This window comes from Actinotalea subterranea (assembly GCF_008364845.1).
Lineage (GTDB): Bacteria > Actinomycetota > Actinomycetes > Actinomycetales > Cellulomonadaceae > Actinotalea > Actinotalea subterranea.
In genome coordinates this window covers 457,594-481,983 of the sequence record NZ_VTTP01000001.1, presented here as the reverse complement: position 1 = coordinate 481,983, position 24,390 = coordinate 457,594, and the positions used below count along the sequence as shown (strand labels likewise).

General features: G+C 74.9%; 13 protein-coding genes. 7 read left to right on the top strand and 6 right to left on the bottom strand.

The window, feature by feature from the left end:
* Positions 1-129 precede the first annotated feature (129 nt).
* From FZ988_RS02185 to FZ988_RS18865, 4 genes are all read right to left on the bottom strand, one after another.
* Positions 130-2,451 (bottom strand): right-handed parallel beta-helix repeat-containing protein, encoded by a 2,322-nt coding sequence (locus FZ988_RS02185; RefSeq protein WP_149202339.1) that lies wholly within the window; start codon positions 2,449-2,451, stop codon positions 130-132.
* Between the two features lie 69 nt (positions 2,452-2,520).
* Positions 2,521-4,125: a lipopolysaccharide biosynthesis protein gene (locus tag FZ988_RS02180; protein ID WP_149202338.1), complete on the bottom strand. Its 1,605-nt coding sequence runs from the start codon at positions 4,123-4,125 to the stop codon at positions 2,521-2,523.
* Entirely contained in the window at positions 4,122-5,195 is a 1,074-nt protein-coding gene (locus FZ988_RS02175; RefSeq protein ID WP_149202337.1) for a polysaccharide pyruvyl transferase family protein, read from the bottom strand. Before FZ988_RS02175 ends, FZ988_RS02180 begins: the two co-directional genes overlap by 4 nt.
* A 235-nt stretch (positions 5,196-5,430) precedes the next feature.
* On the bottom strand, positions 5,431-7,473 hold the full coding sequence (locus FZ988_RS18865; RefSeq protein WP_246169096.1) for a glycosyltransferase: 2,043 nt from the start codon (positions 7,471-7,473) through the stop codon (positions 5,431-5,433).
* 168 nt (positions 7,474-7,641) lie between these two features.
* On the opposite strand from FZ988_RS18865, the gene FZ988_RS02165 reads away from it, so the two are divergent.
* The 4 genes from FZ988_RS02165 to FZ988_RS02150 all read left to right on the top strand — a co-directional run bounded on the left by FZ988_RS02165 (position 7,642) and on the right by FZ988_RS02150 (position 12,159).
* The gene (locus FZ988_RS02165) at positions 7,642-8,862 is read left to right on the top strand and encodes a glycosyltransferase (protein ID WP_246169094.1); all 1,221 of its coding nucleotides are present in this window, start codon (positions 7,642-7,644) and stop codon (positions 8,860-8,862) included.
* Positions 8,863-8,898: 36 nt separating this feature from the next.
* Positions 8,899-10,059: an acyltransferase family protein gene (locus FZ988_RS02160; protein WP_188078939.1), complete on the top strand. Its 1,161-nt coding sequence runs from the start codon at positions 8,899-8,901 to the stop codon at positions 10,057-10,059.
* Positions 10,060-10,183: 124 nt separating this feature from the next.
* A complete protein-coding gene (locus tag FZ988_RS02155; RefSeq protein WP_149202335.1) occupies positions 10,184-11,392 on the top strand; it encodes a DUF1972 domain-containing protein in 1,209 nt (402 codons plus the stop codon).
* Entirely contained in the window at positions 11,389-12,159 is a 771-nt protein-coding gene (locus tag FZ988_RS02150; protein WP_149202334.1) for a CDP-alcohol phosphatidyltransferase family protein, read from the top strand. The genes FZ988_RS02155 and FZ988_RS02150 overlap by 4 nt, the downstream gene beginning before the upstream one ends.
* A 22-nt stretch (positions 12,160-12,181) precedes the next feature.
* Here FZ988_RS02150 and FZ988_RS02145 read toward each other — a convergent pair whose 3' ends face one another.
* Both FZ988_RS02145 and FZ988_RS02140 read right to left on the bottom strand, forming a co-directional pair.
* Positions 12,182-13,723 (bottom strand): glycosyltransferase family 39 protein, encoded by a 1,542-nt coding sequence (locus FZ988_RS02145; protein ID WP_149202333.1) that lies wholly within the window; start codon positions 13,721-13,723, stop codon positions 12,182-12,184.
* Complete coding sequence (locus FZ988_RS02140) at positions 13,720-15,672, bottom strand: tyrosine-protein kinase domain-containing protein (RefSeq protein WP_149202332.1); 1,953 nt, start codon at positions 15,670-15,672, stop codon at positions 13,720-13,722. Before FZ988_RS02140 ends, FZ988_RS02145 begins: the two co-directional genes overlap by 4 nt.
* A 238-nt stretch (positions 15,673-15,910) precedes the next feature.
* On the opposite strand from FZ988_RS02140, the gene FZ988_RS18395 reads away from it, so the two are divergent.
* The 3 genes from FZ988_RS18395 to FZ988_RS02120 all read left to right on the top strand — a co-directional run.
* Positions 15,911-16,678 carry a hypothetical protein gene (locus FZ988_RS18395; RefSeq protein WP_188078938.1) on the top strand — a complete coding sequence of 256 codons (768 nt, stop codon included), beginning with the start codon at positions 15,911-15,913 and terminating at the stop codon, positions 16,676-16,678.
* Positions 16,679-16,813: 135 nt separating this feature from the next.
* A complete protein-coding gene (locus FZ988_RS02125; protein WP_149202329.1) occupies positions 16,814-21,007 on the top strand; it encodes a PKD domain-containing protein in 4,194 nt (1,397 codons plus the stop codon).
* Between the two features lie 219 nt (positions 21,008-21,226).
* The coding region (locus FZ988_RS02120) for a LamG-like jellyroll fold domain-containing protein (protein ID WP_149202540.1) at positions 21,227-24,390 on the top strand (3,164 nt) is incomplete at its 3' end.

The following is a 24,390-nucleotide window of genomic DNA, read 5'->3' as shown; positions in this document are numbered from 1 at the left end:
TTCGACCCGCTCCGTACGCGTTTGTGCGCGTGCGGTCCGGTTCGCGCGACGGCCTCGGGCCGGGGGCGCACGGCCCGACACGAACGGCCGAGTCATGATCACCCGAACGGGTTGAGTCCCGGGTGAATCTCAGCCGCGGGAGATGTTCGCCACGAGGCCGTCGACGAACGTGTTCCCGCTGACGGTTGCCTTCGCGGCCGTGCCGCTCGGCAGGAGGATGGCGCAGCCCGCCACCCGCCGGGACGTCCCGAAGACGTTGTCGGTCACCCGCAGGCCTGACAGCGGCCCGTACGACTTCTCGGCCACGTTGATCGAGCAGGCGCCGCCGTCCACGTAGTTGCCGGCCACGGTGAGCTCGCCGACGTCGCCGCGGTCCTGCGTGACCTGGAGGGCCGCGTTGTGCGAGTCCTCCATGGTGTTGTTGCGCAGGGTGATGCGGCGTCCGATCTGCACCTGGACGTTGTCGTCGTGCGTGGGTGTGTTGTTGTAGTTCGGGTCCTTGAGGTAGTGCAGGTTGTCGTGGAGCCACGAGTCCTCGACCGTGACGTCGTCACCGGTGATCTTGACCTGGTCGACCACGCCGTGGATGTTGACCCGGCGCAGCGTGAAGTTCTTGCCGACGATGCCGTCGATGAACGGTGACGGGTGCGCCGCCACGAGCTCGGAGTCCTCGATCGTCAGGTGGTTGGCGGGGTCCGAGTTCTGCACGAGCGACATGTAGCTCGTGACGGGCGCCCCGCGGATGATCGAGCGACGGATGGTCACGTCCGGCGCCTTGACGCGCACGAACCCGCGGATGTCCAGGCCGTCGATGACCGTGCCTGGCTCGGTGATCGTCAGGTCGCCTTCGTGGACCGTCAGCGCGGTCCCCGCGGGCACGCCCGTGCTGCCCGGGCCGGGGCGGCCGGCTGGTGCGGGCGTCTCCGGCGAGGGCGCGGGCACCGGCACCGGCGCCGGAGCCGGAGCGGGTGCAGGGGCGGGCGCCGGTGTGGGGGTCGGCGCGGGCGTCGGGGTCGGCTCCGGGACGGGCGCGGGGGTCGGCTCCGGCGTGGGAGCGGGTGTGGGGGCCGGGGCCGGGGTGGGTCCGGGGGCGGGCTGCGGGGTGCCTTCGCCCGGGCCTGCGCCGGCGGGAGGCGTGGTGCCGATGTCGCCGCCGTCGGGCCGGACGAACCCGAGGGTCTCGACCGTGAGCCGCACGCTCGCCCTGGAGCTCGCGAGCGTCAGCGTGGCGTCGGCGGCAGTGACGGGCAGGTAGACCACGTTGTGGTCCGGTCCGCCGGGGCCTGCGACGAGCGCGGGGGCGTCCTGGCACGCGGAGGTGTCGGCACCGGGGCACACGGTCACGGCGGTCTCGCGCCAGGCTCCCGAGCCGCGCAGGCGCAGGGCGACGGCCGTCGCGTCCTTCGGGACGGACGGGACGCGCACGCTCACCGCACCGTGCGGTGGGAGGACCTGGGCGGTCACGACGTCGCCGCCCGGGCGCAGGATCCCGCCCTCGGCGGCTGACGCCGTCTCGACGTAGTAGCCCTGGACGTCGACGTCGACGAGGGTGCCGCTCCCGCGATGGTGCAGCGTGAGGGAGTCGCGTGCCTCCCCGCCCAGCTGCACCGTCACCGTGGCCTGGCGCGTACGGCCCGCGACGGTGTTGAGCACGGACGTCCGGGCGCAGTCCTGCAGCACCTGGCCGGCCGGGCACGCCGCGACGTACCCCGAGCCGCCGCTGTCCGTCGCGGTGAGCGTGACGACGGCGGCCGTGGCCGCGTCGGGCGCGTCGGGCAGGGTCACGGTGGTCGTGGTGCGGTCCGCGAGGGAGAGGTCGCGTGCGCCCGGCGTCGTGGGGCCCGCGACGAAGACGCCGTCGCCGGGCGCGGCCGCCGTGCCCTCGGCGACGACGAAGCCGTGCAGGTCGACGAAGGCCGTCAGGGCGCGGTCCGCGCGCAGGCGCACGGTCGGGTCGGTGGTGCCGTCGGCGCGTGCGAGGGCGACCTGCACGGTCTGCGAGGACGCCTCGTCGGCGTTCACCGCCACGGGTGTCCCGCTCTCGCACCTGACGTCGGCGGCCTCGCACACCTCGAGCGACGCCTTCCCGCCGGCGCGGGCCCCGGTCACCTGGAGGGTCACCGCGACAGCGCCTGCGGGCGCGTGCGGGACGGCGACCTCGACGACCTCACCGGCTGCGAGCGCGGTCCCCGCGAGGACCCGCTCCGGGGCGGTCGGGCGGTACGCGTCGTGCGCGAGGGGGGTGGCGCTCGCCGCGGCCGGCATGCCGAAGAGGACGAGTGCGGCGGTCGCGAGGGCCGCGGGGAGGGTGGGGACGGCGCGGCGGCTGCGACGCGCGACGGCGTGCCGGGCCGGAGGGCGGCCGGGGGCGCTGCCCGTGGTCAGGTGCCTGCGGCGGGGAGTGCTCGTCCGTGCGGTCGCGGCGGCCGGGGCCGGGGTCGGTCTCCTCATGGGGGGAGAGCCTAGGTGCACCGCATGGCAACCCGTACAGTCACCCGTTCGGGTGTGACATATGTCACATCACGATCGATCTTCGTCCGGAGTGTCCCGTTGTGCGGCATTGGTGACCCCGGTCGGCCGGTGACGGGCCAGCCGTGCGACGAGCGCGACGTCGTGCACGTCCCGCCGGACGGAGGGCACCGTGAGCCATGCCGCGACGTGCACGACGCCGGCTGCCCCGACGGTCACCAGGAGGTCGAGGGCGGCGACCCCCGAGCCCACGAGGTGCGCCGTGAGCCACCCCGCGCCGGACGCGAGCGCGACGAGCGTGAGCACCCGGCCGGCGCCGAGGAGCAGCGTCCGCAGCGGGAACCGCGTGTGCCGCGAGAGCCACCACAGGGAGAGCGGCCACGACAGGGCGGGGGCGAGCGCGTACCCGGCTGCCGCGCCGACGATGCCCCACTGGCTGCCGACGACGATGCACGCGACCTTGAGCGCGACGGACACCATCGTGTAGCGCAGGAGGACGTCCGTCAGGCCGCACGCCAGGTAGACCCAGTAGCCCACGTACGCGAGCGTCTGGAACACGCCCGCGACCGCGAGCAGTCTGATCACCGGGGCGACCTCGGTCCACTGCGAGCCCAGCAGCACGTCGGTCAGGGGGTCGGCGCCGGCCACGACCAGGCCGAGCCCCACGACCAGCGTGTAGCCGAGCGCGAGCTGCCCGCGCCGCACGAACTCGTCGAAGCGCGCCGGCTCCTCGCGCAGGCGGGAGAGCACCGGCAGGGCCACCGTCGTCGTGGGCGAGCGGAGCTGGGAGAGCGGGGTCATGAGGAGGTGGAACGCCCGGTTGTACAGGCCGAGCGGCCCCGCCCCGAAGCGCAGGCCGATCACCAGGGAGTCCACGTTGTTGCCGGCGTAGCCGATGACCTGCGTCGCCAGGAGGTTCCAGCCGAACCGCAGGAGGCCGCGCATGTCGGCGTCCCGCCGCGGCAGCCGCGGGACCCAGCGCGCGGCGATCGCGGCGCCGACGAGCAGGGTCAGCGCGACCGACACCTGCTGGGCCACGAGCGCCCAGTACCCCGCGTCCAGGAGCGCGAAGGTGAGCGCGACCGCGAGGCCGACCACCGGCGCCGCGACGTCGACCGCCGCGAGCAGCGCGAACCGCAGGTGCCGGTTCAGGTCCGCGCGGTACTGCGTCGCGAGGCCGCTGAGCAGGAACGTCACGGCGAGGGCGCGTGCGACGGGCACCAGCTCCGGCTCCCCGTAGAGGGTCGCCAGGGGCCCGGCCGCCGCGAACGCGAGGACGGACAGCAGCAGCCCCATCCCGGAGTTCAGCCAGAACAGGTTGTCGCGCTGCGCGCGGGAGAGCGTCTTCGCCTGGATCGCCGCCGACGACAGGCCGAAGTCGCGGAAGATCTCCCCGATGCCGACCACCGCCAGCACCATCGCGACCAGGCCGTAGTCGTGCGGAGAGAGCATCCGCGCCAGCAGCACCACGCTCACGACCTGGACGACCATGCGGATCGCCTGGCCGCCGATCGTCACGACCGCGCCGCGTGCCGCGCGCGCGCCGAGGGGGGCCGAGGTCGGATCGCCCGGCGCCCCGCCCGGTGCCCCGCCCGGTGCGGCCTCAGGCGCACCGCCCGGCCCTGCCGTCGGTCCGACGGACGACGGCGTGGTCATCCGAGCGCCCTCAGTGCGGCCACCGCGGGGGCGAGCGCCGCCCGGGCGATCTCGAGGGACCGCGCGGCGTCGTCGTCGAGGTCGTCGCTCCCGAGGTGGGCCATGACGTCCCCGACCGGGTCCTGCGCGGTGCGGAGGTCGACGACGCGGTCCCAGCGCAGGTCCGCGAGCAGCGGGCCGAACTTGCGCGAGTACGCCAGGGGCACGGCGGGCGTGCCGACCGACAGCGCGTTGAGGCACGCGTGCATGCGGGAGCCGACGACGACCCGGGCCGACGCGACCACCTCGCGCACCTCGGCCAGGTCCGCCGGCACCACGAGCTCGACACCCTCGTGGGCCTGCGCGAGCGCCCGGACGACGGGCACGTCGTTGTCCGGCAGGGGCGAGTCGAGCACGTGCGCGAGCAGCGTCACGCGCCGGTCGGCGGCCGCGAGCGCACCGAGCAGGTCCTCGACGGTGCGCCGGTACGCGGCCGCGTCGACGTGCGGGCTCGGCCGCCACAGCAGCCCCGACACGTTGAGCACGACGTCGCGCGTCCGCTCGACCTCGGGCACCGGCAGGGCGAAGACGACGTCCGTGGTCAGGGCGTCGACCGGCCGGCCGAGCCCCTGCGCGCACCGCGCGCTCTCGCCGTCCCGCGCCAGGACCGTCGTCGCGCGCCGGAGCGTCCAGCGGGCGAGCGCGCGACCCCGGCGGGAGGAGAACGGGCCGATGGTCTGCGGGGCGAGGACCACGGGAACCCCCGCCTCGGTGGCGAGCTCCGCGAAGGCCGTCATGCGGGCGAGCCGCCGCAGCCCGTAGATGTCGGCGAAGCTGTCTCCCGAGCGCGTGTCGAGCACCATGTCGTAGCCGCGCAGCCACTCGAGCAGGCCGGCCCGCCCCGTCACGCGCTCGCGGGCCAGGCTCCGGACGCGACCGACGCGCATGGGCGCCGCGCCCTTGCCGAAGTTCTGGAAGTCGACGGCGGCCCCCGGGAAGGTGCGCCCGACGAGGGCGGCGGTCCCCTGCGCGAGCGCACGCACCCCGAGGTTGGTCGAGGTGTCGTCGGCCCAGGCGACCAGTGCTCGCATCTCGCTCCCCGCGTGCGGGCCGCGCCGGCCGCCGGGTCCGGCGGACGTCGGACCGTCATCGATTCCGTCAGGCCCGTGCGCGCCCCGTGGCACCCACCATGACCAGGATGAATCTATCCAAAACGGACGGGGCTGTGATCGGCCCACCGGGTGAACTTGGCCCGTCGAGGGTCCGTCGGGCTCCGCCGGGCTCCGCCGGGCGACGCCGGACGCCGGCGGGCGCCGGCGGGCGACGTCAGCCGCGCGCCATGCCTGCGCGGACCTCCTCGAGCGCGCGCACGACGTCGGCGGCGTACCGGCCGGTCGAGAACCGGGCGAGCGCCTCGGTGCGTGCCGCGTCGGCGAGGCCCTGGCGCAGCCCCGCGTCGTCGAGGAGGCGCCGCACCGCGCCCGCGAGCGCCGTGGCGTCACCGGGAGCGACGAGGAGGCCCGTGCGACCGTCGTGCACGACCTCGGCCAGGCCCTGCGCGCGTGAGGCGACCACGGGGCGCCGCGCCAGCATCCCCTCCACGGCGGTGTTGCCGAAGGGCTCCGATCGGGACGGGACGAGCACCACGTCCGCGGCCGCGAGGTGGGGCCACGTCGGGTGGACGTAGCCGAGCAGCTGCACGCGGCCGATCAGACGCGGTCGCCCGGTGGCGGCGTCGCGGAGCTCGCGCTCGTACCACTCGTAGCCCGGGAAGACCGTCCCGCACACGTCCAGCGTGACGTCGTAGCCGGCGAGGACCAGTGCGTCGACCGCGTCGAGCGCGACGTCGATGCCCTTGCGGGGCGAGAGCCGCCCGACGACGACCAGTCGCCACGGTTCCGCCCGGTCGTGCTGCGCAGGTGCGGGCTCCGTGGCCGGCCCGGGCACCCCGTTGTGGACCACGCGCACCGCGCCGCCGACGCGAGGCAGGGCCGACGCCACGACGTCCCGGGCGGCCGCGCTGTTCGCGACGACGAGGTCGGCGAGCGCCAAGGGTGCGAGGAGGCCCGCGGTGACCAGGCGGTGGTGCTCCTCCGCCTCGTGCACGTGGCACAGCCGCGGGACCCCTGCCAGGCGCGCGGCGACGAGCCACGTCGGGATCGTGATCGTGTTGACGTACAGCACGTCCGGCCGCTCGCGGCGCAGCAGCCGCGTGAGCCGCAGCGTCGCGGTCACGGAGTCGACGGCGAACCCGGGCAGCCGGCGCGGGTGGAGCAGTGCCTTGCGCAGCACGGGCATCCGTACGCGCCTGACACGCGCCCCGCGCTCGCGCAGCAGCGGGACGAGCGGCCCCGGCCCGGGCAGCGCGACCTCGACGGACCACCCCGCCGCGACGGCCGCCTCGACCGTCTCGAGGAGCTGACGGTCGGACCCGTAGACGTCGGGGGACGGGTGGGCGACCAGCAGGTGCCTGGTGGCGGAGCGCCCCGCGCCGCCGGATGCCGGCCGCCCCGCCCGCTGGGCCCGTCGTGTCGCCGACAGCCCCGCGAGCGTGCCGCGCAGCACGGCCGCGAGCGGTGCGGGGGAGCGCAGCAGCTGGCGCCGGCCCCCGCGCAGGACGACGTCGCGTGCGTAGCCCGGCGCGGTGACGCGCCACCGCCGCACGCCGGCGGGGTCGAGGTGCTTCGCCGCGAACAGCAGCCTGCCGCGGCAGTTCTCGGCGTAGTACGTGCCCGACTTGCGGCGCGGGTCGGCCGTGCGCTGCGTGCCGCCGACGCTGTGCGTCGCGGTCAGGTCGGTCCGGACGACCAGGTGACCGCCCGCGCCGCGCACCCGCCACGACAGGTCGACGTCCTCCCAGTAGAGGAAGTAGTCCTCGTCGAACCCGCCGACGTCGTCCCACAGGCTCAGGTGCACCGCGAGGCACGCGCCGCTGAGCCACTCGGCGCGCTCGGGTGCGACGCCGCGCGTGCGGGTGCGCCCCGTCGCCACGTCCAGGAGCCCGCCGCGTGACCAGGGCGTCCCGTCCTCCCGGTCGATCGCCGGCGCGACGAGCGCGCGCGGGTCCTCACGCACCGCGTCGGCCAGGGCGTCCACGACGGCACCCGCGGCGGCCAGGTCCGGGTTGAGGAGCACGAGCACGTCGCAGCCGAGGGCACGCGCGCGCTCGGCGCCGGCGTTGACGCCCGCCCCGAACCCGTCGTTGGCCTCACGCGCGACGAGGTGCCAGCCGTGCCGCTCGCAGACGCGGGTCACGGCGGCGCGCTCGGCGTGGGTCGAGAAGTTGTCGACGACGACCACGGTGGCCCCGGTGCCCGACGACGTGCGCGCGAGGTGCCGCTCGAGCAGGTCGGCGGAGCCGTAGCTCACGACGACCACCGCCGTGCGCGCGGGCGCCGCCGGGCCGGCGGGCGGTCCCGGCTCGGTGGGGCCTTCCGGCGCTGCTGACCCTGCGGGCACTGACGGCACGACGACCTCCGGGTCGGGGCTGGGAGACGTGCTGCAGCGTACCGACGGCGATGCCCGGCACTGCCCGCCATGTCCCGGATGTCCGTCTTCCCGCTAGCATCCGAGGTCAGCGACGCTCAGGAGGTGCGCATGGCCGGACGGTCTCCCGGTGCCGCGCCCCTGCGGGTGCTCGAGTCCTTCCGGGCGCCACGCTCGACGACGAACCCGTACCTGAGCCTCCTGCTCGGTGCCCTCCCGGCGGACGTCGAGGCCGTGACGTTCGGGTGGCGCCGCGCGCTGACCGGCCGTTACGACGTGCTGCACGTGCACTGGCCGGAGGTGGTGGTCCGGCGCGCGAACCCGGTGCGCGGCGCGGCTGCCGCCCTCCTGCTCGGCCTGGTCCTCGTGCGGTGCCGGCTGACGGGACGCGCGGTCGTGCGGACCGCGCACAACCTGCGCCCGCACGAGGAGCACGGGTTCCTGGCACGCGCGGTGCTCCGCCTCTGCGACCGCTGGACCACGTGGTACGTCCGCCTCAACGACACGACGCCGACCCCGGCCGGCGTCCCCGCGACGACGATCCTGCACGGCCACTACCGCGACTGGTTCGCGCACCTCCCGCGGCCCGACGTCGTCCCGGGCCGGCTCCTGTACTTCGGCCTCGTCCGCCCCTACAAGGGCGTCGAGGAGCTCCTCGAGGTGTTCGGCGACGTGCCGGGCCAGGACGCGTCGCTGCGCGTCGTGGGTCGGCCCAGCGACCCCGCCCTGGCCGAGGCCGTACGCGAGCGGGCCGCGCGGGACGCCCGGGTGTCGGTGCGCCTGGAGCACGTCCCCGACGAGGACCTGGCGCAGGAGATCGGCGCTGCCGAGCTCGTCGTGCTCCCGTACCGGGAGATGCACAACTCGGGTGCGGCACTGCTCGCACTGTCCCTCGGCCGGCCGGTCCTGGTGCCGGACAACGCCGTGACCGCCGCCCTCGCGGCAGAGGTCGGCGACGCGTGGGTGCTCCGCTTCGACGGTGCGCTCGAGGCCGGTCGCGTCGCGCGCGCGCTGCGCGAGGCGCGTGACGCCGCCGGACCCGGGCCCGACCTCTCGGGACGTGACTGGCCCGCCCTCGGGCGTGCGCACGCCGACGTCTTCGCTGCGGCCGTCGCGGTCGCGCACGGTCGCGGCCTACCCGGGTGGCGCGCGCGTGGTCGCGTCCCGGCGGACGCATCCGCCGCCCGCCCCGACCCTGCGCCCGAGGTTCCCGTCGGAGCCGGAGCCGGGGCCGACGCCGACCGCGCCCCACGCACGGGTCTGCCGGGGTAGGCGATGGTGGCCGGGGGTTCGGGACCGGCCGTCCCGATGCCGGTCCTGGCGGCCGACCCGGCCGCCCGGCTCCCGGCCGCGCGCCACGTCGAGGGTCTCGACGGCCTGCGGGCGGTGGCAGCCGTGGGCGTCCTCGCCTACCACGTGCACTTCCTCGTGGGGCCCAGCACCGGGCCCGTCGCCGCCCTGGCCGGGGTCGGCTGGATCGGCGTCGACCTCTTCTTCGCGATCTCGGGCTTCATCCTCTTCCTGCCGTTCGCCCGGGCGCACCGCGACGGCCGGCCGGTGCCGCTCCGCCGCTTCTTCGTGCGCCGCGCGCGTCGCATCCTGCCCGCGTACTGGTTCAACCTGTTCGTCCTGGTGACCCTCACGGTGCCGGGGATCCTCGCGACGCCGTCGGGCTGGGCCACGGTCCTGGCCGACGCGACGTTCACGGCCGACTACCTGGGGCGGCCGTCGATCAACAGCGTGTACTGGTCGCTCTACTGCGAGGTCGCCTTCTACGTGGCCCTGCCGCTCGTCGCACGCGCGTTCGTGGGCCGCCGGTGGCTCGTGGGACTGCCCGCTGCGATCGTGCTCGCCGCGGGCTACCGCACCGCGGTGGTGCTCGCGGCACCCGACGCGGAGAGCCACGCGTCCGCGATCATGCAGTTCCCGGGCGTCCTGGACCAGTTCGCGTACGGGATGGCCGTCGGGGCCGTCTGGGCGTGGGCGGAGGTGCGGCGCGACCGCATCCCGCGATGGGCCGGGCCCGCCGTCGCGGCCGTCGGCGTCGCGCTCGTCGCCTCGGTCGTCCTCGTGGTCCACCGCCTCGTGGGCATGGTGGCGTTCTGGTCGGCCGACCACGCCTGGGGCGTGCCCGCCCTCGCGGTCGTCCGGCCCGGCCTGTCCGCGGGGTTCGCCCTGCTCATCCTCGGTCTGTGCTTCGCGCGCAACCCGCTGCGCCGCGTGCTCGAGCTCAGGCCCCTGCGCTACCTCGGGACCGTGAGCTACGGGCTCTACCTGTGGCACCTACCGGTGGTGCGCGCGCTCGCGGACGGTCTGGGCGACGTCGACGGGTCCGGCCTCGCGTACCTCGGGGCGGTGCTGGCGGTCCTCGCCCTGACGCTCCCGTGGGCTGCGTTCTCCTACCACGTGGTCGAGCAGCGGTACCTCGAGCGGCCGGCGACGGCGCCGACCGCTGGTCCGGCCGGGTGATCTCGCACGGTTTCACCCGTGCGCTCGGCGTCCGTTTGTTCCGGATTGCCCGCTTCCTCGGGCAGACTCATGGGCGGTGCCGCTGACCCTGCTGTACCGGTGAGCCCACTCGTCGGAGGTGTCCATGTCGTCGCAGGCGCTGCGCGTCGCGCTCGTGGGGACCCGCGGGGTCCCCGCCCGGTACGGCGGGTTCGAGACCGCCGTGGAAGAGGTCGGGCGGCGCCTGGCGGCGCGGGGTCACGACGTCGTCGTCTACTGCCGGGCCGGTGAGGGCGAGGCACGGCCGGACGAGCACCTGGGCATGCGGCTCGTGCACCGGCCCGCCATGCGCCGTCGGTCGCTCGAGACCCTGAGCCACACCGGCCTGTCCGTGGCCCACCTGCTGGGCCACCGTGTCGACGCGGCGATCGTCTTCAACGCCGCCAACGCGCCGTGGCTGCCCGTGCTGCGCGCGGCGCGCATCCCGGTCGCGACCCACGTGGACGGCCTCGAGTGGCGGCGGGCGAAGTGGGGTGGCGCGGGTCGGCGCTACTACCGCGCGGCGGAGTCGCTCGCGGTGCGCTGGTCCGACGCGCTGGTCGCGGACGCCCGGGGGATCCAGGACTACTACACGGACGTCTTCGGCGCCCCCACCCGGCTCCTCGCCTACGGGGCCCCGCAGGTCTCCCGTGACCGCCACGACCGCATCGCCGAGCTCGGCCTCGAGCCCGACGGGTACCACCTCGTCGTCGCGCGGTTCGAGCCCGAGAACCACGTCGAGCTCGCCGTCCGGGGCTACGCCGCCTCGGCCGCACGCCTGCCGCTCGTCGTCGTCGGCTCGGCCCCGTACGCCGAGGCCTACACGCGCGCCGTGCGCGACGCCGCCGACGAGCGCGTCCGCTTCCTCGGCGGCGTGTGGGACGCCGAGCTGCTCGACCAGCTGTACGCGAACGCCCTGACCTACGTGCACGGCCACTCCGTGGGCGGCACCAACCCGTCCCTCCTGCGCGCGATCGGCGCGGGCACCGCGACCGTGGCGTACGACGTCGGCTTCAACCGCGAGGTCCTCGGCCACGCCGGCCGCTACTTCAGCGCCCCCGACGACGTCGCGCGGTGGGTGCTGGACGCCGAGCAGGACCCGGCGGGGGCCCGCGAGCGCGGCGACGCGCTGCGGGTGCGCTCGACGGACTACGACTGGGACGCGGTCGCCGACGGCTACGAGGCGCTCGTGCGGGACCTCGCGTCGGGTGCGGCACGGCGCCCGGGGCTGAGCGGTCGCCGACGGCACGGCACCGAGCAGGACGGCGTGCGCACCACCTGGTCCGCACCACGAGAGGCGGAGGTCACCCGATGAGCGGCGTCGAGGCGTACTCCTACCGCAGCGCCCTCGTGGCGCTCGGGGGAGCCCAGAAGCACGCGGCGCGCGGGGCGCCCGCCTACTCGCGCTTCGTCAACCGCAGGCTCGGCCGCTACCTCGCGGCGGCGGCGGCCACCACACGGCTGACGCCCAACGGGGTCACCGGGATCAGTGCGCTCTTCACCATGTCCGGGATCGGCGTGCTGGCCCTGGCCGCGCCGAGCCTGCGCACCGGCGTCGTCGTCGCGCTCCTGCTCGTGATCGGCTACGCGCTCGACTCCGCGGACGGTCAGCTCGCACGCCTGCGGCGGTCGAGCAGCCCCGCCGGCGAGTGGCTCGACCACGTCGTGGATGCCGTGAAGGTCACCGCGCTGCCCCTCGGGCTCCTCGTCGGGCTCGCGCGCTCGGGTGAGGTGGCGACCGCATGGCTGGCCGTCCCGCTGGTCTCCGCGGTGGTCTCGTCCGTCCTCTTCTTCACGATGATCCTCACGGAGCAGCTGAGGCGTGCGACGGGCACGGTCCCGCTCGCGGCGCCCGGTGGTGGGCCGCGGGCCTGGCTCCGCTCGGTCCTGGCGATCCCGACGGACTACGGCCTGCTGTGCCTCAGCTTCCTGCTGCTCGGCGTGCTGCCGGTGTTCCTCGTGGTGTACGCGGGCATCGTCGCCGCGACCGCGGGCTTCCTCGTCCTCGCGTGCGTCAAGTGGTACCGGGAGATCGCCGCCACGCCGAGGCCCACCCCGGCGCCGCAGGCCTCGCGACCGTAGCGCGCGGCGCCCGTCACCGCGGTCAGCGACGCTCGAACCGCACGACCTGCAGCTGCGGTCCGTCCCAGGCCTCGCCCGGGGTCAGGCCGGCGTCCTCGAGGAGCGCGTCGTCGTGGGCCGCCTGCTCGGGCCGGTCCTGACGCCGCACGACCCACAGCACGTCCACGTCCGCGAGGCGGTCGCCGGCGTCGGCGAGCGGGACGGAGGTGCCGAACAGCGTGCCGCCCGTGGCCGGGTCCTCGAGGAGCGTGACGTCCACCAGTCCCTGGAAGGGGCCGGGGTACCCGAGGCTGACCGTGCGTGACGAGCGAAGGATCTCCGCGTCGTCCCCGTCCCTGCTCGCGAAGTAGACCCCGTCGCCGGGCGAGGTCCGCCCGTCGAGGTGCTCGGCGACGAGCGCGAGGTCGGCACCGCTCTTGGCCGTCGTCGTGCGCTGGGACGCGTACACGGGCGCAGCGAGCACCACGACGGCCGCGAGCACCGCGTAGCCGAGCCGGCGGTCGAGCGTCCGCAGGGCCGCGCCCACGAGCAGCGCGACGCCGGGGGCGCAGAAGGTCAGGTAGCGCGGGTTGTACGCCGACGGCGAGAGCACCGAGGCCGCCACGAGGGCCACGGTGGGCACCACGAGCCAGGGCAGCGCCCACGCGACGAGCGGTGTCGGGGTCGCCGGGCCACGCCGCCGCGCCGCGGCCGCCACGGCCACCGCGACGAGGACCCAGCAGAGTGCCGCGAGCGCGATCGCGGCGACCTTCCAGGCGGCGCCCCCGGCCTCGAGCGAGCCACCGGACGCCGTCGTCGCCGTCGGCGTCTCCCCGAGGAACCACTGGTTGACGACGACGTTGCGCACGAGGGCGACGAGCCCGCGGTCGGCCGAGCCGAGCTGGCCGGCCTGGCCGAGGCCCACGACGAGGATGGGCGACACGAGCAGCGCGCCCAGCGCGGACGAGCCCAGCAGGCGCAGCGCCGCGGTGCGGCCCCGCCGGAGCACCAGGACGGTCGCGAGGTGCGCGAGCGGGAGGAGCGCGAGGTAGAGGTTGACCGCGACGGCCAGGGCGAGCAGCGCGCCGTACGCGAGGTCCCGGCGCAGGCGTGGCCGCTCGAGGCTGCCGTGCAGGAGCACCGTGAGCCACACGCCGAGCGCGAGCGAGACGGCGAACGGCCGCGCCTCGATGCCCGCCCAGGTCACGCGCGGCAGGACGGCGAGCACCACCGACACGAGGACGGCCGTCGACCGGCCGGCCAGGCGCCCGGCGAGCAGGTGCACCCCGGCGGCTGCTGCCCCGACGGCGAGCGCGCTGGGCAGGCGGACGCTGAACGGCGACGCGCCGAACACCGCGACCCACGCGTGCATGAGTGCGTAGTACGTGCCGTGCACGGCGTCGATGTGGTCGAGCAGCTGGCCGAGCGCGCCGAGGTCCCGTGAGGCGGCTGAGATCGTCGCGACCTCGTCGGACCACAGCGAGACGTGCCACGAGCCCACGAGGGCGACCAGTGCCGTGGCGAGCCCTGCGAGGGTGGCCCGCCGCGCGAGGCCCTCGGTCGCCACCGGACCCGGGGGGTTCACGCCCGGTCGTGGCTCTCGTCGGTCGCCGGCTCGTCCGGCGTGGGTGCGGGTGCGTGACGCGGTGCCGCGCGGCGCTCCACCTCGGTCGCGTGCGCCACCTCCGGAGCGCGCTCCACCTCTGTCGTGCGCTCCGCCTCTGTCGCGTGGCCCACCGGCGTCGCGTGCTCCGCGCTTGTCGCGTGCTCCGCGCGCGCCCCGTGCTCCGCGCTCGTTGCGTGCTCCGCGCTCGTCGCGTGCTCCGGCGTCGTCGCGTGGTCCGGCGTCGTCGCGTGGTCACGGTGCGCCGCGGCGGTCCCGGTGGTGTCGTCGTCGGCCGCCGCGCCGTCGGGCCGCGCGTCGTGATCGCCGCGCCCGCCGGCGCCGTGCTCCCGTGCCGGGTCGAGGTCGACGTCGAGGTCGTGGTCGGCCACGGCCTCCGCGTCGGCGTGGACGGCGACGGGCTCGCTCAGGACGGGCGCGGGGCCGAAGAGGTCGTCGAGCGTCCCGGTCCGGTGGGTGTCGGCGGGGGCCGCGGCACCGAGGCCGCGCCGGGCGTCGGCGGCATGGTCCGGCGCCGAGGCCCGACGGCGGCGCTCCCGCATGCGCTCGCGGCGCGTCGGGGTGGGCGTGGACTGGGTGTAGCCGTAGTGGATGTCCGTCTTGGCGGCCTGGGCGCCGTTCACGACGAGTCCCAGGCACGTTGCGCCGACGGTGTCGAGGGACGCGAGGGCGTCGGCGAGCTCGTGGCGGCGCACCTTGCGGCTGCGGGCCAGGACGAGCGCGCCGTCGGTCCGGCGCGCGAGCACGGCGGCGTCGGTCAGGGCGAGCAGCGGGGCGGTGTCGAGGATGACGAAGTCGTAGGTGCGCGTGACCTCGTGGAGGAAGGCCTCCATGGCGTCGGAGTCGACGAGCTGGCTCGGGTTCGGGGGGATGCGGCCCGCGGCGATCACGTCGAGCCCCTCGGTGCCCCACGGCTGCACGACGTCGGCGACGGTCGCCTCGCCGATGAGCACCGCGGACAGGCCCGCGCCGCCCTCGAGGCCGCAGATCTTCGCGACGGACGGGTTGCGCAGGTCCGTGTCGACGAGCAGCACGCGGCCGCGCTTCTCCGCCATCACGAGCGCGAGGTTGACGGCCGTCGTCGACTTGCCCTCGCCGGGCACGGACGACGTGACGACGATCGCACGCAGCGGTCTCGACGCGTCGAGGAACTGCAGGTTCGTCCGCAGCCTGCGGTAGGACTCCACGAGGACGCCGTGCGGGTTGTCCAGGAGCATCTGGCCCCGCACGCCGACGGACCTGTCGAAGGGGATGCTGCCGAGCGCCGGCCGGGCTGGGTACGCCGGGAAGTCCCGCGGGGAGCGCACCCGCGTGTCGAGCTGGGCGCCGAGCAGGGCGAGCAGCACGCCGAGGCCCAGGCCGACGGCGCCGCCCGTCGCGACGTCGAGCTTGGTGTTGGGCGAGAAGGGCGCGAGCGCGGGCCGGGCCTCGGCGACGATCGTCATCTCGACGGATGCCGCGCCGTCGGCCGACGTCGGTGACAGGTCGCGCACGGTCGTCGACAGCTCGCGTGCGACGGCGTCGGCCACGGCCGCCGCGCGCTCGGCGTCCGCGCTGACGGCCGAGATCTCGATGATCACCGTGTTCAGGGGCGAGTCCGCCTGCACGGTGCCGGCGAGGGCGCGCGCCGACACGTCGAGGCCCAGCTCGTCGATCACGGGGTCGAGGACGACGGGCATCGTGGCGAGCTGCACGTAGGACTCGACGAGGTTCTGGGTGTACGTCGCCCCCTGGACGAGCTCGCTGACCGTCTCGCCGCGCGCGAGCGAGACGAAGATCTTGCTCGTCGAGCGGTACATCGGCGTGCTCGTGGCCGCCTGCGCGTAGCCGAGCCCGCCGCCCACGAGCGCGAGGACCAGGATGACGAACCACCGCTTGCGCAGCACGGCGAGGTACTCGCCAAGCTCCATCCGGCGCTCCTCGGATCGGGACGTGTCAGGCACGTGACGGGCAGGGCTGGCCGGGCCTGCGCGTGCGCTGATCCCGTCCGACGTCCCGAGGGACGTGGCCGAGGCCCCCGTCGCGTACCCAGGGGGCCACCCTAGTGCCGGATCTCACCCGGCCGGAGGCCTTCCTGGTGCTCGCGGCGGACCGGGGGCCTGCGCCTATGCTGACGGCGGCCACGCTGGGTGGTGCTCGCGGAGGGTGGTGGACGCCGTGACGGACTCGTCGCGCGAGGGGACCGGGGACGGGTCGCCGGGCCCCGGGGAGGCGGACGCCCCGGCAGGCACCGCCGCGGGCCGTCTCGGTCCCGGCTCGACAGGCCGACGGCTCGTGATCGCGGGTGCGGCGGTCGTGCTCGTCGCCGCCGGTGTGCTCGTCGCGACCCAGGTCGCCGGGGACGACGGTGGCGCTCCGTCGGCGTCGCCGTCGAGCACCGCCACCACGACCGCGCCTGACGCCACGCCCACGCCCGACGCGACCGGGTCGGCCGCGCCGCAGGGCCCGGGCGCGACGGCGGCGCCCGGTGCTCAGGAGAGCCAGGCCCCCGGTGCGGGCGACCCGGAGGTGCGGCCCACCGCCGAGCCCGTGCCGCTCGACGGCGAGGCGGCGCCCGCCGCGGGCGTGACGGCCGAGCTCGCACTCATCGAGGCCGTCGAGGGCACCGCGACGATCCCGGGCGAGGTCGGCGGGCCTTCGCTGCGGGTGACCGTGGCGATCACCAACGCGACGGGGCAGGAGCTCGACCTGACCGGCGCCGTCGTCAACCTCTACACCGGTGCCGACCGTGCACCGGCGATCGACCTGCTCGAGCCGGGGCGCGCCGACTTCCCCCTGTCGGTGCCCGACGGTGGCACGGCCGAGGGGCGGTTCGTGTTCCTGGTGCCGCAGGACGCGAGGGGCGACGTGCTCGTCGAGCTGGACCTCTCGACCGAGGCGGACGTCGTGCTGTTCCAGGGCGCCGCACCCGCCTGAGCCGCGGTTCGAATTCCACCCGGTCGGCCGACGTCCGGATGTCCGTTTTGACCTTAAAGTGGGCATTCCAGACCGTCGGTCCGCCGTGGTGCCACCGCGCCGCGAGCAGGCCTTTGACCCCGAAAGGGGAGCCGCATGCCGCGGAACCACCGCCGTCCCCGTGCCCAGCGCCTCCTCGCAGCCGTGACCGCATCCCTCACGGGTGCCGTGACCGGCCTGGCGTCGTTCGCGCTCGCGGTCGCCCCCGCGTCCGCCGACACGGTGCCCGCGGACACCGCGGTGCCCGCGACCGTCGCGGCCGACGGGCTGCCGACCGTCCAGATCGACGGCGTCGTGTGGAACCAGCAGATCGCCGGCAACACCGTGTACGTGGCGGGCAGCTTCACCTCCGCGCGGCCCGCCGGGGCTCCCCCGGGGACCGGCGAGACCCCGCGCGCGAACATGCTCGCCTACGACCTGACGACGGGCGAGCTCGTGCCCTCGTTCGCGCCCGTGTTCAACGGCCAGGTCAAGGACCTCGCAGTGTCGCCCGACGGGACGCGCCTGTACGCGGGCGGGCAGTTCACGTCGGTCGACGGCCAGAACCGGTACCGGGTCGCCGCGTTCGACGTCGCGACGGGGGCGCTCGTGCCCACGTTCCGGCCCACGGTGAACTCGACCGTGAACGCGATCGCCGCGACCGCCGACGCCGTCTACATCGGTGGGATCTTCACGAGCGTCAACGGCACGGCGCGCACCGGTGTCGCGGCCCTCGCGCCGGGCAACGCCTCGACGCTCGCGTTCAGCCCGTCGGTGCCCGAGGGTGGCATCAACGCCATCACCGTCGCGCCCGACGCGGCCTCGGTCGTCATCGGCGGGAGCTTCACGTCGGTCAACGGCTCGTCCAACCCGGGGTACGGGCTCGCCCGTGTGACCGCCGCGACAGGAGCGCTCCTGCCCCTCCCTGCCAACGCGGAGGCCCGCAACGCCGGCAGCAACTCGGCCGTGCTGAGCCTGGAGACGGACGGCGAGTACTTCTACGGGACCGGCTACCACTTCGGCAAGGCCGGCAACATCGAGGGCACGTTCGCCGTCGACTGGGGGACGGGCGCGATCGCGTGGGTGGAGGACTGCCACGGCGACACGTACTCCGCGTTCCCGGTGGGCGACGTCGTCTACCAGGCGAGCCACAAGCACTTCTGCGGCAACAGCGGCGGCTTCCCGCAGACCACGCCGTGGAGCTACCACCGCGCGACCGCCGTGACCAAGGCGGCCATGGGCGTCAACACGCCCGACTACTACAGCTACCCGGACCACGACGGCGTGGCCTCGCCGCGGTTCCTCGACTGGTACCCGGACGTCAACGAGGGCACGTACACCGGCAAGTCGCAGGGCCCGTGGACCGTGAGCGGGAACGACGACTACGTGCTCATGGGTGGCGAGTTCACCGAGGTCAACGGCGTGCCGCAGCAGGGGCTCGTGCGCTTCGCGGTCTCCGACATCGCGCCGGACGAGGTGGGGCCCGAGCGCGCGGGGTCGAGCTTCCCCCTCGTGGCGACCTCGGACGCCGCCGGGACCGTGCGGCTGACGTGGCGGTCGAACGAGGACCCCGACAACGCGACGCTCGAGTACAGCATCTACCGGACCGACCAGGCGGGTGCGCCGATCCACCGGACCTCCATGACGACGAGGTTCTGGGAGCCGCGGGGCATGTCGTTCCTCGACACCGGCCTCGCGCCCGGGTCGAGCCAGCGGTACCGCCTCGTCGCGACCGACCCCTTCGGCAACCAGGCGCAGTCGGCGTGGGCCACGGTCACCGTGGCGTCCACCGGGGCGCTGTCGGCCTACGCGCAGGAGGTGCTCGACGACGGGCCGACGCAGTACTGGCGCCTCGGCGAGCCCTCGGGCTCGACCCTGGAGGACGCGACCGGGTTCGACGACGCCACGGCCGGCTCCGGGCTGACCCGCGGCGTGACCGGTGCCCTCGCCGGCGACGCGGACCGGGCCACCACGTTCAGCGGGACGTCGTCCGGCACGGCCGGGAGCACCGAGGCGATCAACGCGCCCGAGACGTTCACCGTCGAGGCCTGGGTCCGGACCACGTCCACCCGGGGCGGGAAGGTCGTCGGCTTCGGCAACCGCGCGAGCGGGACGTCGACCTCGTCGGACCGGCACGTCTACCTCGACAACGCGGGGCGCATCCACTTCGGCATGCAGTCCGGCACCTTCCAGACGGTCAGCAGCCCGGGCAGCTACCGGGACGGCGTCTGGCACCACGTGGTCGCGACGTACGGCTCGGGCACGATGCGTCTGTACGTCGACGGCACCGAGGTCGCGCAGCGCGCGGACGTCCAGTACGACCGTGCCTACTGGGGCTACTGGCGCATCGGCGGCGACAGGCTGAGCGGGTGGCCGAGCCGACCCTGGAGCGACTTCCTCGCCGGTGGCATCGACGAGGTCGCCGTCTACCCGTACGTGCTGACGGCCGAGACCGTCGCGCAGCACCACACGACCGGTCGGACGGGGTCCGGGGCGAACCGCGCGCCGGCCGCCGCGTTCACGTCGACGACCTCCTACCTCGACCTCGCGGTCGACGGATCGTCCTCCACGGACTCCGACGGCACGGTCGTCGGGTGGGCGTGGACGTTCGGTGACGGCGCGACCGCGACGGGTGCGAGCGCGAGCCACACGTACGCCGAGGCCGGCACGTACCCCGTGACGCTCACGGTCACCGACGACGACGGCGCGACGGCTGCCTTCTCGGCGTCCGTCACGGTCGTCGCCCCGCCGGCACCCGGTGAGGCGCTCGTGCGCGACGACTTCGCGCGGACGACGGCCAACGGCTGGGGCGTCGCCTCCACGGGCGGCCCGTGGACGTCGTCCGGCGTCGCGAGCCGCATCGCGGTCGACGGCGGGGCGGGCGCGCACACGCTGGTCGCGGGCGGCACGCTCGGCTCGGCGCTCGACGCGGTGTCGTCGTCGAGCACGGAGGTCCAGGTCACGGTCAGCGCCGACAAGGTGCCCACGGGCAGCGGTGCCTTCCTGACCGTCCAGGGGCGGCGCACCTCGGCGACCGAGGCGTACGCCGCGCGGGTGCGGCTCCAGGCCGACGGCTCCGTCCAGCTCCACGTCACGCGCAACGGGACGCCCGTCAACGGCGGGACGGTGAGCGGCCTGACGTTCGCGGCGGGTGACGAGCTGCGCGTCCGCCTCCAGGTCGACGGGGTCTCCCCGACGACCGTCCGCGCCAAGGTGTGGAAGGTCGGGACGCCGGAGCCCGCCGACTGGCGTGCGACGACCACCGACGCGACCGCCTCGATGCAGGTCCCCGGCGGCGTCGGCGTGACGAGCTACCTGTTCGGCTCGGCGACCAACGCGCCCGTGACCGTGCGGTACGACGACCTGTGGGCCGGGCCGGTCGGCACGACACCGGACGGGCCCGTGCAGGAGCCCGCCAACGTCGCGCCCACCGCGTCGTTCACGGTCGGTACGGCCGATCTCGCCGCGACGGTCGACGGCTCGGGCTCGACCGACCCCGACGGGTCGGTCACGGCCCACGCGTGGGACTTCGGCGACGGCGGGACCGGCGCGGGTGCGACCGCGTCCCACACGTACGCCGCGGCGGGGACCTACCAGGTGACCCTCACGGTCACGGACGACGACGGCGCGACGGCGTCGACGGTGCAGCCCGTCACGGTCACGTCGCCACAGGTCGAGCCCGGCGGTGACGCCGTGCGGGACACCTTCGGCCGCACCGTCGCCGACGGCTGGGGCGCCGCCGAGGTCGGGGGAGCCTGGACCGTCGCCGGCACCGCGAGCCGGTTCGCGGTCGACGGCGCCGCGGGCGTCCACACCCTCGTCGCAGGCGGGACGCAGACGTCGACGCTCGACACGGTCGCGACCACGAGCGCGGACGCGTCCGTGACGGTCACGGCGGACAAGGTCCCGGCGGGCAGCGGCGCTTTCGTCCACGTCCAGGCGCGCCGGACCTCGGCCACGGAGTTCTACGGCGCACGGCTGCGGCTCCAGGCCGACGGCTCCGTCCAGGTGCACGCGACACGGAACGGCACGCCGCTCAGCGGCGGGACCGTGAGTGGCCTGACGTTCGCGCCCGGCGACCAGCTCGTGGTCCGGGTGCAGGTCGACGGCACCGCGCCGACGACGGTGCGCGCCAAGGTGTGGAAGGTCGGCGAGCCCGAGCCCGCCGAGTGGCGCGCCACGACCACCGACGCGACCGCGTCGATGCAGGTGCCCGGCGCGTTCGGCCTGAGCACCTACCTCTTCGGCTCCGCGACCAACGGGCCGGTCGTCTTCCGGTACGACGACCTGGTGGTGCGCGGCGTGGCCTGAGTGCATGAGCGGCAGCCGCCGCAGAGCAGGGCCGACGGGCGTCCGGGTGACCGGGCGCCCGTCGGCGTGCGGGGCCGCCGCCCGGTGCGCGGCGTCGCCGGCGGAGGTTCACCCGCTCGGCGGACGTGGAAATGTCCGGTTCGCCCATAAAGTGGGGGATTCGTGAAGCGGTGCCGTCGGACCCCCGCCGTGGCCCGCTCGAGTCGAGGAGTCCGGCCCATGCACGCACGTCAGCGGTTCCGTCCGTTCGTCGCCCTCGCAGCCGCAGCCGTGCTGACCGCGACGGTCCTCGTCGCCTCACCGGCCCACGCGGACACCGCACCGGCGGACCCCACGCTCCCGACCACCGTCACGGCCGACGGCCTCCCGACGGCGCAGATCAACGGCGTCGTGTGGAGCCAGGTCATCGTCGGGAACACCGTGTACGTCGGCGGCAACTTCACCAAGGCCCGGCCGGCGGGTGCCGCTCCGGGGACCAACGAGGTGAACCGGAGCCACCTGCTCGCGTACGACCTCACCACGGGCGTCCTCATCTCCTCGTTCGCGCCGACCCTCAACGGCCAGGTCAAGGACCTCACGGTCTCCCCGGACGGGACCACGCTGTACGCGGCCGGGCAGTTCACGCAGGTCAACGGCCAGAACCGCTACCGCGTCGCCGCCTTCGACACGAGCACCGGGGCGCTGTCCAGCACGTTCCGCCCGACGATCAACGCGACGGTCAACGCGGTCTCCGCGACGAACACCACGGTGTACGTCGCAGGCTCGCTCACGAGCGTCAACAAGGTCGCGCGCACCAAGCTCGCGGCCCTCGACGCGAGCACGGGGGCGACGCTGCCGTTCGCCGCGACGCTGACCGACGGCACGATCAACGCGATGACGATCGCCCCCGACGGCGGGTCCGTCGTCATCGGGGGCAGCTTCACGACGGTCAACGGCTCGTCGAACCCCGGCTACGGCCTCGCCCGGCTCGACGGCACGACCGGCGACCTCATGCCGCTGCCCGCGAACACCTACGCGCGCAACGCCGGCACCAACGCGGCGATCCTCAGCCTCGAGACCGACGGCGAGAACTTCTACGGCGCGGGCTTCCACTTCGGCGGTGCCGGGAACATCGAGGGGTCGTTCGCCGCGGACTGGGACACGGGCAGCCTGGTGTGGGTCGAGGACTGCCACGGGGACACGTACTCGGCGTTCCCGGCCGGCGGTGCCGTCTACCAGGCGAGCCACAAGCACTACTGCGGCAACACCGGCGGCTTCCCGCAGACCGACCCGTGGTCGTACTACCGCGCGACGGCCGTGACCAAGGTCGCGACGGGCGTGAACACGCCCGACATCTACGGCTACCCCGACCACGACGGCGAGCCCGCCCCCACCATCCTCAACTGGTACCCGACCATCAACGCGGGCACGTTCACGGGCAAGACCCAGGGCCCCTGGACGGTCAGCGGGAACGACGACTACGTCCTCATGGGCGGTGAGTTCACGCAGGTCAACGGCGTCGCGCAGCAGGGGCTCGTGCGGTTCGCGGTGTCCGACATCGCGCCCGACTCCCAGGGGCCGGTGCTGAGCGGCAGCAGCTTCCCGCTCGTCGGGAGCTCGTTCGCGGCCGGTACGGTCCGCCTCACGTGGAAGGCCAACTACGACCGGGACAACGCGACGCTGACGTACCGCGTGTACCGGACGAGCCTGGACAGCACGCCCGTCTACGAGGAGACGCGGACCGCGTCGTTCTGGAACCTGCCGACGATGGGCTTCATGGACACGGGCCTGACCCCGGGCTCGAACCAGCGCTACCGCCTCGAGGCGGTCGACCCGTTCGGCAACGTCGTGCGGTCCAACTGGATCACCGTGCCCGTGAGCACCGAGGGCGAGCTGTCGTCGTACGCGCAGACCGTGCTCGACGACGACCCCGTCTCGTACTGGCGCCTCGGTGAGGACGGCGGCGCGCTGAGCCCCGACTGGGCCGGCTGGTCCGACCTCACGGTCGGCTCGGGCGTCACGCGCGGCCTGACGGGCGCGATCGGCGACGACTCGGACACGGCCTCGTCGTTCGACGGGACGTCCGCGGGCCTCGCCTCGACGAGCACCGCGGAGCAGGGGCGCCAGACGTTCGCCGTCGAGGCCTGGATCCGCACCACGACGACGGCCGGTGGCAAGATCGTCGGGTTCGGCAACGCGTCGTCGGGCAGCAGCACGAGCTACGACCGGCACGTCTACATGGAGCCTGACGGGCGCGTCGTGTTCGGCGTGTACCCGGGCGGCGTGCGGACCGTCACGTCGGGCGAGGCCTACAACGACGGGGAGTGGCACCACGTCGTGGCGTCGCTCGGACCCGACGGCATGGTCCTGTCCATCGACGGCGCGCGCGTCGCGCAGCGCTCGGACACCACCTCCGCGCAGGGGTACTCCGGCTACTGGCGCATCGGCGGCGACTCGCCGTGGAGCGGTGCCGCGTACTTCGACGGCGACATCGACGAGGTCGCCCTGTACGGGGCTCCCCTGAGCGCGCAGCAGGTCAACGCGCACTACGTGGCGTCCGGCCGCACGTCGGAGCTCCCCGCAGCACCCGCGGACGCCTACGGCGCGGCGGTGTACGGCGCATCGCCCGACCTGTACTGGCGGCTCGGTGAGAGCAGCGGGACGGTGGCGCGCGACGCGGGCCTCCTTGGCAACGACGGCACCTACATCGGCGGCGTGACGCTCGGTGCGCCCGGGGCCCTCCCGTCGGCGTCGAGCACCGCGGTGACCACCGACGGTGCGGGTGGGGGCGTCGTGAGCGCACGCACGTTCACGAACCCGACGGTGTACAGCGAGGAGCTGTGGTTCAGCACGACGACGACGGCCGGCGGCAAGCTCATCGGCTTCGGCGACGCCGCGACGGGCACGTCGAGCAACTACGACAGGCACGTCTACATGGAGACCGACGGGCGTCTGACCTTCGGCGTCTGGACCGGTGCCGCGAACACGATCACGACGGCCGGCGCGTTCAACGACGGCGCATGGCACCACATGGTCGCGACGCAGGGCCCGGGCGGCATGAGCCTCTACGTCGACGGGGTCCTGCAGGGCACGCACCCGCAGACGGCGGCGCAGAGCTACACGGGCCGGTGGCGCGCGGGCGGCGACACGACGTGGGGCCCGCAGCCGTGGTTCGCGGGGACGATCGACGAGGTCGCCGTGTACCCGCACGTGCTCTCCGCGTCGACGGTCGCGTCCCACTACACCCTCGGCACCGGCACGGCGCCGGTCAACCAGGCCCCGGTGGCGGCGTTCACGGCGACGGCGACGGACCTGTCGGTGTCGGTGGACGCGTCGGGGTCCTCGGACCCGGACGGCACGGTCGCGGGGTTCGCGTGGGACTTCGGTGACGGCGCGACGGCCTC

Coding starts and splice junctions, on each gene's coding strand:
- FZ988_RS02185 (WP_149202339.1), bottom strand. CDS start 2,451: ATGAGGAGACCGACCCCGGCCCCGGCCGCCGCGACCGCACGGACGAGC.
- FZ988_RS02180 (WP_149202338.1), bottom strand. CDS start 4,125: ATGACCACGCCGTCGTCCGTCGGACCGACGGCAGGGCCGGGCGGTGCG.
- FZ988_RS02175 (WP_149202337.1), bottom strand. CDS start 5,195: ATGCGAGCACTGGTCGCCTGGGCCGACGACACCTCGACCAACCTCGGG.
- FZ988_RS02165 (WP_246169094.1), top strand. CDS start 7,642: ATGTCCCGGATGTCCGTCTTCCCGCTAGCATCCGAGGTCAGCGACGCT.
- FZ988_RS02160 (WP_188078939.1), top strand. CDS start 8,899: ATGCCGGTCCTGGCGGCCGACCCGGCCGCCCGGCTCCCGGCCGCGCGC.
- FZ988_RS02155 (WP_149202335.1), top strand. CDS start 10,184: ATGTCGTCGCAGGCGCTGCGCGTCGCGCTCGTGGGGACCCGCGGGGTC.
- FZ988_RS02150 (WP_149202334.1), top strand. CDS start 11,389: ATGAGCGGCGTCGAGGCGTACTCCTACCGCAGCGCCCTCGTGGCGCTC.
- FZ988_RS02140 (WP_149202332.1), bottom strand. CDS start 15,672: ATGGAGCTTGGCGAGTACCTCGCCGTGCTGCGCAAGCGGTGGTTCGTC.
- FZ988_RS02125 (WP_149202329.1), top strand. CDS start 16,814: ATGCCGCGGAACCACCGCCGTCCCCGTGCCCAGCGCCTCCTCGCAGCC.